Here is a 12,344-nt window from a genome sequence, read left to right on the forward strand (position 1 = left end):
TCTAAACGTTGTCAAACAAGGTTTTTACTTTGTCTAAAGTCGCGTCAATCTCAGATATTTTTGCGGGTGCGATAAAAATAGTGTCGTCACCTGCAATTGTGCCTAATACACCATCTGCACTGCCTAAAGAGTCTAGCAGACGAGCAATCAGCTGTGCTGCACCGGGACTGGTTCTGATAATGATCATCATCTCATTGTGCATGATATCGATAACAAGCTGTCTCAGTGGGCTTTTTGCTGTTGGGACTCCCATTTCTGCTGGCAGGCAGTAAACCATTTCTTGTTTGGCATTTCTGGTGCGAACCGCGCCGAATTTGCTCAGCATTCTTGATACTTTACTTTGACTTATATTGTCAAAGCCTTGATCTTTTAGCGCATCAACGATTTCGCCCTGAGAGCCAAAGTTTTCCTCTCTTAAAAGTGCTTTAAAGGCTTTAACTAAGGCTTCTTGTTTGTCTTGCGCTTGCATATACATCTCTTCTATTAATTTTGGTTGCCCGATTTTACACAAATCCCAACAGTTACCCAAATTTTAACGCTGGAGTAATTTTCATGGTATATCGTAAAGGCAAATTGCGACAAAGTTGTCTCTTGTTTACAACTATAGTCGAAAAAATCTTGAAAATAACGCGGATAAATTTGTCTTTACCCTCGCTTTTCATTATCTTTACAGCACACAAAATTCCTACCTTCAATATATGGAGAATTATAATGAAAGTTGCTGTATTAGGTGCCGCTGGTGGTATCGGTCAAGCATTGTCTCTTCTGCTTAAAAACGGTTTGCCTGCAGGCTCTGAGCTAGCACTATACGATGTTGCACCAGTTGTTCCAGGTGTTGCTGTAGATCTTTCTCACATCCCAACTGCTGTGTCAGTTGCTGGTTACGGTAAAGATGACTTAGATCCTGCACTTGCAGGCGCAGACATCGTTTTGATCCCAGCTGGTATGCCACGTAAGCCTGGCATGGACCGTGCGGATCTGTTCAATGTGAACGCGAGTATCGTTAGAACTCTGGCTGAAGGTATCGTTAAAAACTGCCCTAAGGCGTTTGTTGGTATCATCACAAACCCAGTAAACGGCACTGTACCAATTGTACGTGAAGTATTCAAAAAAGCAGGCACTTATGATGCTGCACGCGTTTTCGGTGTAACAACACTAGATGTTATCCGCGCTGAAACATTCATTGCAGAGCTTAAAGGCCTAGATGTATCAGAAGTAAAAGTACCTGTTATCGGCGGTCACTCTGGAACAACTATTCTACCTCTTCTTTCTCAAGTTGAAGGTGTTGAGTTCTCTGATGAGGAAGTTGCTTCTCTTACTAAGCGTATCCAAAACGCGGGTACTGAAGTTGTTGAAGCAAAAGCGGGTGGCGGTTCTGCAACGCTTTCAATGGGTGCAGCAGCAGCGCGTTTCTGCTTCTCACTAGTTAAAGGTCTTCAAGGCGAAGAAAACGTATTTGAGTACGCATACGTTGAAGGTAACACTGGCGATGCAGAGTTCTTTGCACAGCCTATCCGTCTTGGTAAAAATGGTGTTGAAGAGCTATTACCATACGGCGAGCTAAGCGCTTTTGAACAAAAAGCAAAAGACGACATGTTAGCGACGCTTGAAAAAGACATTAAAGAAGGTGTTGATTTCATGGCTTAATGCCCAGAAATGACCCTGATAAAAAGCTGCTTCTAAAGCAGCTTTTTTTATTTTGATTAACTGTTTAATCAGTCATTAAAAAGCCGGCAGTTTGCCGGCTCTTTTGTCAACTCATGTATTACACATTTAGTGTAAAATACGCGCTCTGATCGTCCCCTCAACAGCACTTAGTTCTTTTAACGCAACTTCTGAGTGGTCACTGTCTACATCAATAACTACGTAACCAATGCAATCGTCTGTTTGCAGATACTGAGCAGCGATATTAATCCCATGTTGAGCAAACGCTTGGTTGATTTGCGTAAGCACACCCGGTCTATTTTCGTGCACGTGTAATAAACGGCTGCGGTTAGACAGCTCTGGCAGTGATACTTCAGGGAAGTTTACAGCTGTGACAGTGGAGCCATTGTCTGAGTACTTGGTTAATTTACCCGCCACTTCAATACCGATATTTTCTTGTGCTTCTTGTGTAGAGCCACCCACATGCGGCGTTAAAATGACATTGTCAAACTCTCTCAGTGGCGACACAAACTCCTCATCATTTGATTTCGGTTCAACCGGGAAAACATCAATGGCAGCACCGGCAAGTTTTTCATGTTGTAGCGCTTCTGCAAGGGCGTCAATATCTACAACGGTTCCGCGTGATGCATTGATTAGGATCGCACCCTGTTTCATGACTTCAATTTCAGCCATACCGATCAGGTTTTTAGTTTGCGGTGTTTCTGGTACATGTAGGCTGATCACATCTGCACGTTGCAGCAGCTGTGTCAGGTTTTGCACCTGCTGTGCATTACCAAGAGTGAGCTTGTCTTCTATGTCATAAAACTCGACTTTCATACCGATATTTTCAGCCATGATGCCAAGCTGTGTGCCGATGTGACCGTAGCCAATGATACCTAGGGTTTTTCCGCGAGCTTCAAAAGAGCCTATAGCAGATTTAAGCCATTGGCCGCGATGTGCCATGGCGTTTCGCTTCGGAATACCACGAAGTAGTAACAAGATTTCACCGAGTACTAATTCTGCAACCGAACGTGTGTTTGAGAATGGCGCGTTAAATACGGCAATACCACGACGTTTTGCTGCATCTAAATCTACTTGGTTTGTACCAATACAAAAACAACCAACAGCAACGAGTTTTTCCGCCGCATTTAAGACTGTTTCTGTGAGGTGGGTGCGTGAGCGTATACCGACAAAGTGAACATGTTTGATACGCTCAATCAACTCATTTTCAGGCAGCGATGTCTTGAGATACTCAATATTACTGTATCCATTACGCTTTAATGTTTCGACTGCACTTTGGTGCACGCCTTCTAACAATAATATTTTAATCTTATCTTTAGACAAAGATACCTTACTCATGACTCATTCCTATTACCTAGTTTGTGGACCTTTTGGAGTCCCTGTAATTACGGTATTTGCACCACGGTGAGCAAATAGCCCATTGGTTACAACACCGACGATTTGGTTTATTTTTTCTTCCAGCGCTTTTGGATCCGTGATACTTAATCCATGTACATCTAAAATGACATTGCCATTGTCAGTGACGACGCCGTGGCGATACACCGGATCGCCGCCAAGCTTTAACAGCTCTCTAGCAACGTAGCTACGTGCCATTGGTATAACTTCCACCGGCAATGGGAAGCTGCCCAGCGTGTCAACATGTTTACTCTCATCGACAATACAAACGAACTTGTCAGCAACCGCGGCAACGATTTTTTCACGGGTCAACGCCGCACCACCGCCTTTAATCATGTGTCCATGTTCGTTAATTTCATCAGCACCATCAACATACACATCTAATTGTGCAACATCATTAAGCTCAAAGACTTCAATATCGAGTGCTTTTAGTTTTTCTGTTGATGCTTCTGAACTCGAAACCGCACCTTTAATATCATCTTTGATGCTACCGAGTGCATCGATAAAATGGTTGACAGTGGAACCTGTTCCGACACCGACAATGGTGTTTTCTTTTACATGTTCAAGCGCAGCCCATGCTGCCGCTTTTTTCATTTCATCTTGTGTCATAACGTAATCACTTTGTTGTCTTTAATTAAGTTGAGATTATACGCTTAAACACTCGAATTGTATGACAATAAATTACACTCTTAAGCGCAGATTTTTTAGCAGTGGGTTATGTTAGCGCCACTGATAATATTGGGTAGGGGTTAGTATTGCAGGCAAAGGTACATCCCATGCTTCAATTGGCAATTCACTGACTTTTTGGCAGTCATGTGCTAATCCTATCAATTTGGGCTTTTCCCACCCTTGTGAATAGTAGTTAGCTAACGTTCTGTCGTAATAGCCGCCACCCATGCCTAATCGATTACCGTGCTCGTCGAAAGCAACTAAAGGCATCAACAAGTAATCCAGTTGCTCAATTGGGCAAATTTCATAACAATTCAATTTAGGTTCTAAGATAGCATAGCGGTTTTGAATCATGGTTGAGTTTTTTTCATACTTTTGGAACAGTAAACTGGTGCCGCTGAAGGGGTGGATCACGGGCAAGTATACTTGAATATTATTTTCCCAAAGTGATTGAATTAAAAGGTTAGTTCTGAGTTCACCGTCGTTGTGTAAGTAGACCCCAATTGCGGCGTTTTTAGGTGGGTTTTCGTGTTGAAAAAAATTAATACTAAGGTCGATTTCAGCAGAAGTTTGAAAATTTTCATCAAGACTGTTTCTTTGCGCTCTTATTGAACTTCGAATTTTTTTGCGTGTTTCCGACTTTTCTACATTTAAACTTGAATTTTCTTTCATTAGAACTGAACCATTTCAGGGAAAGCCAAACTAAATCCGAGTACAATAAGTAAAATGAATAATACGGCTAACAGTGTATATAAAAGCTTTTTGGACCTTGGCTTGGGCTCTGCATCTAGGTCAAGTTCATCGAATAACTCGTCATTTTCCCAGCCGTCATCTTCTTTTTCTTCGTTACTTTTGTTTTGTCCATCGATACGCTGTTCAAGTTCTTCTAACTTTTCTTCGATTCTGATCAGGCTACTGGTGATGTAATCAAGCGCTTCAAATACACGTTCATTTGCAGCATTGTTAACTTGAGGGGCGTTTGTCATACTGCTTTGTACGGCTTGCACTTTGCTTTGGAATCCATAAATTGCTAGGAGTTTGGCCTGTTTTAAGCACTTACTTTTTTCAGCGGCGCCAAACAGGGGTTTCCCTTGAGTAAATGCAATAACTTTTTGCTGTGACACGCCCAGTTTGGTGGCTAGGCTTTCCATGGCATTGTGGCTATCTGTGTCGGCGTTAAACCCAACAAAGACAACTCTAAACTGATCACTCATAGACAATCTCATTTTATTTTAATATGAAGAGTATACCCAAAAAGTAATCGGAAGCATTGAATTAATCTATTCAAGGATATAAAGCTTGTGAACTAGATGGTTTTTGAAGTACTGAAGAGTCAGTTATAGGTTGGGATGTAATGACGGTATAAAAATAAAGAGTTACGTTATTGTCGTGATGTGGAAGTGTGCTTCCACATCACGACCAAAGTTAGTATTTAGCGGCTTCACCTGCTTTAGGTAATGCTTGGATGATGAAATCTCTTAAATCTTCGTTAGAGAGTCTAAGATCTTCATAACGCAGATACATCATATGACCAGAGCGGTAACCTTTAAAGCTTAATCGGTCTTTCATTTTACCACTTGGGTCTAAATGCCATAAATTATACTTACCATCAAAATAGTTGGTGGCACCATCGTAATACCCAGATTGAACCATGACATGTAAATATGGGTTTTGAGCCATTGCTAATCTAAGACGTTCACCCACGGTATTTAGAGTTCTATCCCATGGATGGACGGGGCCAAACATGTTGTATTTTATGTCAGTTTTGTAGTTCAGCTCTTGGCGGAAATAGTGATTAATTGCTGGTGTGAATGAGTGTAACCACGACGTGAGTTCAGGCCAATAATCCGGTATGTCACCAGCGACGCGTTTATCAATGCCTAAATATCTTGAGTCCAGTCGGCCAACTGTCATTTCTCTATCTCGAAGCAGCTCTTTCCAAAATGCAGCATTTGGAATATCCAAATTGTTCTGTGCGACAAACTTTTCTGATAACCCTGAATATTTGGCAACTTGAGCAGTGACGGCTTGTTTCTCTTTATCACTGATCATTGCGCCTTTGGCAAGCGCAGGTAAGTAGGTGTTCAAGGTATAGGCTTCAACTTCTTCCAATACTTCAAGTAAGTCTTTATCTTGTAGCTCATTGTTGAGTGCTTTGTGATACCAAGCAGTCGCCGCAAAATAAGGTAATCTGTTAGCCGCTTTCACAGGGCCTTCACGCTTAATACCGATGTCTGTTGGCGAGACAAGGATCACACCATTTAAGTACATCCACTGCTGGTTTTGCAGTTCGTGTGCAAGCCCTGCAACACGTGTTGTTCCGTAGCTTTCACCAATTAAGAACTTAGGTGACAACGCTCTGTCATGACGATTAATAAAGGTGTTTAGCCAAGCGGCGAGGTATTTAACATCGGCGTTAACACCAAAAAAACGCTTTTTTTGAACGTCTTTGCTCGGCATTTTGCCTTGTTTATCAGGCAAGACACGTGAATAGCCAGTGTTGACTGGGTTCACAAAAACTATGTCTGTGGTATCTAAAACAGAATAGGGGTTATCCTTTAGTCCATAAGGCTGAAGTGGATATCCTTCATCGTCTATTTTTAGAACACGAGGACCAGTATAAGCTATGTGCATCCACACAGAAGCTGAGCCCGGACCACCGTTGAATGAAATGAGTAGCGGGCGTTTTGCATTATCTTTTACTTTGTCTTTTTTGTAATAAGTGTAGTGTAAAGATGCAATTGGATGCCCCTCGTCATCCCACAAAGGCTGAGTGCCAGTCGAAACGGTATAGTTTATTCTTGAGCCATTAATTGTGGCTTTGTGTTTTGTGGTGACTTGATGATCTATATCAAAGCTTAATGTGCCTTGTTGATTACTATTAGCAGCACTGAATGTGCTGACGCAAAGTAGTAGTAAACTAGATACTATTTTAGGTACTGCTGCCATGGGGTTCCTCGTGTTTTCACTTATCGCCTACATTTAAATCGTTTTTAACGTTGATTTCAAAGTCAATGAGACTAACTCGCAATATTTGCTGCCCATTACAATTTGTTTACCATTTAGGGGCGGTGCAGGTTTTTTTTGTCACAAAAATCGCGTATATTTCACCCTTATGTCTGTAGTATTAAAGTATTTGAGTCTGTTAAATACTTGTATAGCTACATTTCTCATTGCAGTCACTAGAGAAAGTTTCCATGCAAAAAGTATTGATTGTTGAAGATAGTAAGGTTGTCCAACAGATCTTACGCCATCTGGCATCACAACATCTAAGTGTCGATATAGACTTTGCTTGGTCTCTCAAGGAAAGTAAAGCGTTACTTGCGAGCAATTGCTACACACTGGCCTTGGTAGATTTAACATTGCCTGATGCAATGGATGCAGAAGTCGTCCAGTTAACTTTGAGTCACAATGTTCCTACGGTTGTTTTGACCTCTAAGATTGATGAGTACAGCCGACAACAGATGCTAGAAATGGGGGTCGTTGATTATGTGATCAAAGATAATCGTGATTCTTATTTATATGCCATTAAATTGGTCAGTCGTTTGCTGCGCAATCAAGGCTGTAAAGCATTGATTGCCGATGACTCTATGATCAGCCGTGCTGTGATGAGACAGATGCTAGAAAAACAGTTGTTCACTGTGTTCGAAGCTCAAGATGGTGAGCAAGCACTCACTATGCTCAAGGCTGATCATGAGATTAAACTTTTATTGACTGACTATGCTATGCCTACGATGGATGGGTTTGAGTTGGTTAAAGCAGTGCGCAATTTTCGTGGTCGCGATGATTTGGCGATAGTTGGGTTATCTGGTGCTGGAACACATGGCCTGTCCGCAAAGTTCATTAAATATGGCGCAAATGATTTCTTAATGAAGCCATTTATGAACGAGGAGTTCCACTGCCGCGTAATGCAAACGATGGAGCAATTAAATCTAATTGCAGAGATTAAAGATTATGCACATCGTGATTATTTGACGGGTTTATATAATCGTCGTTATTTTTGCCAACAAATGGATAGGTTACTTAAATCCGGGCTAGAAGATAGCTGCTTAGCTCTGTTAGATTTAGACTTATTTAAAGAAATAAATGATAAATATGGCCATTTAGGTGGCGATAGCATACTCACTCAGGTTGCTCACTTACTCAATGAGTCATTCTCGGGTAGTTTAGTATCTCGAGTCGGTGGTGAGGAGTTTGCTGTTTTACTCGCTGAAAGTGATTTGCAAAAAGCAAAAGCCAAATTTGATGTTTTTCGTCTCAAATTTGCAGAGAACATTTTCCAAGTCGATGACCACCGCTTACATTGCACCCTGAGTATTGGTATTGCAAAATGTGAGTTTGCGACATTGAGTGAAGTGATGCGACATGCTGATAAGGCGTTATATAAGGCCAAAGCCCAAGGTCGTAATAGCGCTGTGACAGCTTGCACCAAATCAAATCAAATCTTTGAAGAGTGCACCAGCTAAGTGCACTTTTCGCTAAATACCTTTCTATATTTTTCATACCTCACTGATAAATAAGCACTAATCTTTTTGGCATAAAGGTTGGATTGTGTATTCCATCATCAACAGGAATCACACTCCTTTGGAGGCCAACAATGAAAATGATAAGTGCGATAATTAAGCCTTTTAAATTGGATGAAGTCCGAGAAGCACTCGCTGAACTCGGTATAGAAGGCATGACAGTCGTTGACGTGAAAGGATTTGGTCGTCAGCGTGGTCACACAGAATTGTATCGAGGAGCTGAATACCAAGTCGATTTTATACCAAAAATTAAGCTTGAGATTGCAACGCACAGTGAAAACTGCCAACGGGTAGTGGATACATTAACACAAGCTGCAAATACTGGAAAAATCGGTGATGGCAAAATTTTTGTTTATGACCTAGAGCAAATCGTGCGGATCCGCACCGGTGAATTAGACGAAGAAGCAATCTGAGGTGCAATCTGATGGAAAACACAATTATAGAATTACAATTTTCACTCAATACTTTCTACTTTCTCATATCTGGCGTGTTAGTGATGTGGATGGCAGCAGGGTTTGCCATGTTAGAGGCTGGGTTAGTGAGATCTAAAAATACGACTGAGATCTTAACTAAAAATATTGCACTATACGCAATCGCCTGCACTATGTATTTGTTGATTGGTTACAACATTATGTACGTTGGCAACTCTGAAGGCGGGTTTGTGCCAAGTTTTGGAGCGCTGATTGGTGATGCGTCAGCGGATGCCGACCATGCGCTTGAGTCTGACTTTTTCTTTCAAGTTGTTTTTGTTGCAACAGCCATGTCAATTGTTTCTGGCGCCGTGGCTGAGCGCATGAAGTTGTGGGCATTCTTATTGTTTACTGTGGTGCTGACTGGGCTTATTTATCCCATCCAAGGTTATTGGAGTTGGGGAGCTGGATTCTTATCTGAGTTGGGTTTTGTTGATTTTGCAGGCTCTGCAATCGTTCATGGTGCGGGTGCCGCTGCCGCATTAGCCGGGGTCTTGCTGCTGGGTGCGAGAAAGGGCAAGTATGGTAAACATGGGGAGATTTATCCAATTCCCGGTTCTAACTTACCCTTAGCGACTCTGGGTACTTTTATTTTGTGGATGGGTTGGTTCGGCTTTAATGGTGGCTCGCAGTTGTTTTTAGCTGATAAAGAAAATGCCATTGCAGTGAGTCAAATCATGTTGAATACCAATGCCGCTGCCGCCGCAGGCGCAATATCGGCTTTACTTGTGTGTAAAGTCATGTGGAAAAAAGCGGATTTGACGATGATTTTAAACGGCGCATTGGCCGGACTTGTCACTATCACCGCGGAGCCAGCTTCTCCGACGCCACTACTTGCGTGCATTATTGGATCGTTAGGTGGAAGCTTAGTGGTATTTAGCATTGTGGCGCTGGATAAACTTAAAATTGATGACCCTGTAGGTGCCATCTCGGTGCATGGCGTATGTGGTTGTCTGGGTGTGATGATGGTGCCGTTTTCAAATGGCGATGCAAACTTCGTTTCGCAGTTGATTGGCCTTGTGTCAATTCTTGGGTTTGTTTTTATCACTTCTTATTTGGTATGGGCGCTTTTAAAAACGACTATGGGGATCCGTGTGACGGAAGAGGAGGAGCTCAGTGGTATGGATCAGCATGACTGTGGCGTAGATGCCTACCCAGAATTTGTCACAATACGAAACCATTAATACTTAAGCAGTTAAAAAAGCAGGCGTTAGCCTGCTTTTTTGGTTTCAGTGGCTGTTAATCTAAGTTACTCTAGCATCATTGTAATTATGGTAAATATTGCTCCGGTAAATGTCAGAGAAAAAACGCACGCCTGCAAATAAATCAAAACCAAAGCGCACCACGAAAAAAAAATCACCTAACTCAAAAAAGGTCTCGTTTAAGCAACGTGTAGGTATTTTAAAGTCTCGAATACTGCAAACGCTTTGGTCGCTAATTTGGAAAGGCGGCCTTGCTGTTTGCTGCGCGGTTGCCATGTATGTTGTGTACTTAGATGCAAAAGTAAGTAAGCAGTTTGAAGGCAACAAATGGCAGCTTCCAGTTCAGGTTTATGCCCGTGCTATGACCTTTTATCCAGATCAGTACTTGTCTGAGCAAGAGGTAATTTGGGAACTTGAGAGACTTAATTACTCGAGGGTGAATAGAATTAATAGGACAGGCCAATATTTAGTACAAGGACGCACAATAACGGTTTTCCGTCGTGCATTTGAGTTTTACGAGGGTGCTGAGTCATCCAGAGTATTTACACTTAATTTTGCGGGTAAAAAGCTCGCTAATATAGTCGATAAAGGCGGTCGCCGTATCGCTGGCGAGCGATTAGAGCCGGTACAAATTGCACGAATTGGTAATGAGACCAATCAAGATCGTGAGTTTGTTCCTCTTGAAAAGTTTCCGAATGTATTAAAGCAAGCACTGTTGGTTGTAGAAGATCGCAACTTTTATGAACACCATGGTGTGTCTGTGTGGTCAATTATGCGTGCGCTCTATAGTAATATTCGCGCAGGTAGAACGGTGCAAGGTGGTAGCACATTGACTCAGCAGCTTGCCAAAAACTTTTACCTTACACGTGAGCGCTCTTTGGTTCGAAAAATCAATGAGGCTTTTATTGCGCTTATTTTGGATTATCGTTACAGCAAAGATGAGATATTAGAGGCCTATCTTAATGAAGTGTATTTAGGTCAGGCATACAATCAGGGTGTGCATGGAATGGGACTGGCGTCAGAGTTCTATTTTGCAAAACCAGTAGATGAGCTAGAGTTCGATCAGGTTGCATTATTGGTTGCTATGGTAAAGGGCCCATCATTTTATAATCCGCGTAGGTATCCAGAAAGAACCATGGAACGTCGAGACTTGGTGCTCAGGCTTATGGCAGAAAACGGCATCATTACGACAACCGAATACCGACAATCGTTAGAGCGAAAAATTGACATTCAGCCTTTGAAAGAAAGTCTATTGCAGTCTTACCCAGGTTATTTGGAGTTGGTGAATCGTGAGCTGAAGGACTTGGTGCCAAATGAGGATGTGATCCATGCTGGGGTGCGTATATTTACTTACTTTGAGTTGCAAAAGCAAAGTGCGATGGAAGAAGCCATTACTTCAGGTCTGCCATACTTGGAGCGTCGATTTGGTATTTCAGGCTTAGAAGTTGCGATGGTTTCTGTGAATACGGAGAAAGCAGGTGTATCTGCGTTGGTGTCTGGCAGGCAAATGCGTTTTTCGGGTTTTAATCGAGTACTAGATACTAAACGCAGTGTTGGCTCACTCGTTAAACCAGCCATTTATCTGACTGCATTGCAGCAAGACTTCACTTTGGGGACATTGCTAGATGATTCGCCGTTACAGGTGACAGACTCATCAGGTAAGACTTGGTCGCCAGAAAACTTCGACCATCAATTTAGAGGCCCTGTTCCACTATATGAAGCGTTTAGTAAAAGCTTAAATATCCCTGCGGTCAATTTAGGGCTAGATGTGGGTGTACATAAAGTTGCGGACACAATGTCTGAGCTGGGTGTTAAGAGTGACATCCCGACTTACCCTTCGATGTTACTAGGCGCTGTTGAGTTATCCAGTTTTGATGTCGCTCAGATGTATACTACTTTAGCCGCTAATGGCAAATACAGCGAATTAACCAGTATCTCTGCTATCACTAATGCCAGTGGTAAAACGCTTTATAAACATCATCCAAAACGAGAAAACAGGTTTGATCCTGCCTCAGTTTACATGACCAAGTATGGTTTAAAAAGGGTAACCAAAAGTGGCACAGGTAAACGTTTAAACAAACACTTCCCATCTGTTCAATTGGCTGGGAAAACAGGAACAAGCAACAATATGAGAGACAGTTGGTTTACAGGGTTTGATCACAATACGGTAACCGTTGCTTGGGTTGGTCGTGATGATAATAAACCAACTAAATTAACTGGCGGTACTGGGGCACTTGAACTCTATATTCGTTATCTTAAGCCCTTAAACCCGCAGGCCATTGCTGATGAACGACCTGCGGGAGTGAAATGGGCATTTGTAAATAAGAAAACAGGGGAGCAAGCTGCACCACATTGTGGCCCAACAATTCAACTGCCGCTGCGCGCAGAGCTGTTTAACCCAAAACCAAGTTGTCAGTGAC

At 42.2% G+C, this 12,344-nt stretch carries 11 protein-coding genes; 5 read left to right on the top strand and 6 right to left on the bottom strand.

The window, feature by feature from the left end; all coding sequences use genetic code 11:
- Position 1 precedes the first annotated feature (1 nt).
- On the bottom strand, positions 2–469 hold the full coding sequence (gene argR, locus AC2CZC_RS11445; protein ID WP_046354427.1) for a transcriptional regulator ArgR: 468 nt from the start codon (positions 467–469) through the stop codon (positions 2–4).
- A 242-nt stretch (positions 470–711) separates the two neighbouring features.
- Between argR and mdh the strand changes: the two genes are divergently transcribed.
- Positions 712–1,647: a malate dehydrogenase gene (gene mdh / locus AC2CZC_RS11450; protein WP_039611712.1), complete on the top strand. Its 936-nt coding sequence runs from the start codon at positions 712–714 to the stop codon at positions 1,645–1,647.
- Positions 1,648–1,773: 126 nt separating this feature from the next.
- On the opposite strand, the gene serA is transcribed toward mdh, so the two are convergent.
- From serA to AC2CZC_RS11475, 5 genes are all read right to left on the bottom strand, one after another.
- Positions 1,774–3,003 (bottom strand): phosphoglycerate dehydrogenase, encoded by a 1,230-nt coding sequence (gene serA / locus AC2CZC_RS11455; protein WP_063360706.1) that lies wholly within the window; start codon positions 3,001–3,003, stop codon positions 1,774–1,776.
- Positions 3,004–3,015: 12 nt separating this feature from the next.
- Positions 3,016–3,669, bottom strand: coding sequence for a ribose-5-phosphate isomerase RpiA (gene rpiA, locus AC2CZC_RS11460; protein ID WP_484581878.1), 654 nt, complete (start codon positions 3,667–3,669; stop codon positions 3,016–3,018).
- A 111-nt stretch (positions 3,670–3,780) separates the two neighbouring features.
- Entirely contained in the window at positions 3,781–4,401 is a 621-nt protein-coding gene (locus tag AC2CZC_RS11465; RefSeq protein ID WP_484581879.1) for a 5-formyltetrahydrofolate cyclo-ligase, read from the bottom strand.
- Positions 4,401–4,943 (bottom strand): hypothetical protein, encoded by a 543-nt coding sequence (locus tag AC2CZC_RS11470; protein WP_484581880.1) that lies wholly within the window; start codon positions 4,941–4,943, stop codon positions 4,401–4,403. The genes AC2CZC_RS11465 and AC2CZC_RS11470 overlap by 1 nt, the downstream gene beginning before the upstream one ends.
- A gap of 211 nt (positions 4,944–5,154) precedes the next feature.
- A complete protein-coding gene (locus AC2CZC_RS11475) occupies positions 5,155–6,678 on the bottom strand; it encodes a S10 family peptidase (RefSeq protein ID WP_484581881.1) in 1,524 nt (507 codons plus the stop codon).
- Between the two features lie 248 nt (positions 6,679–6,926).
- Here AC2CZC_RS11475 and AC2CZC_RS11480 point away from each other — a divergent pair, with 248 nt between their 5' ends.
- The 4 genes from AC2CZC_RS11480 to mrcB all read left to right on the top strand — a co-directional run bounded on the left by AC2CZC_RS11480 (position 6,927) and on the right by mrcB (position 12,343).
- A complete protein-coding gene (locus tag AC2CZC_RS11480) occupies positions 6,927–8,195 on the top strand; it encodes a GGDEF domain-containing response regulator (protein ID WP_484581882.1) in 1,269 nt (422 codons plus the stop codon).
- A gap of 131 nt (positions 8,196–8,326) precedes the next feature.
- Positions 8,327–8,665, top strand: a complete 339-nt coding sequence (locus tag AC2CZC_RS11485; RefSeq protein WP_023399545.1) for a P-II family nitrogen regulator — start codon at positions 8,327–8,329, stop codon at positions 8,663–8,665.
- An 11-nt stretch (positions 8,666–8,676) separates the two neighbouring features.
- Positions 8,677–9,906: an ammonium transporter gene (locus AC2CZC_RS11490; RefSeq protein WP_063360700.1), complete on the top strand. Its 1,230-nt coding sequence runs from the start codon at positions 8,677–8,679 to the stop codon at positions 9,904–9,906.
- A 109-nt stretch (positions 9,907–10,015) separates the two neighbouring features.
- Positions 10,016–12,343, top strand: coding sequence for a penicillin-binding protein 1B (gene mrcB, locus AC2CZC_RS11495; RefSeq protein WP_484581883.1), 2,328 nt, complete (start codon positions 10,016–10,018; stop codon positions 12,341–12,343).
- The last annotated feature ends 1 nt before the right edge of the window (position 12,344 follow it).

Source organism: Pseudoalteromonas sp. MMG033, assembly GCF_057197785.1.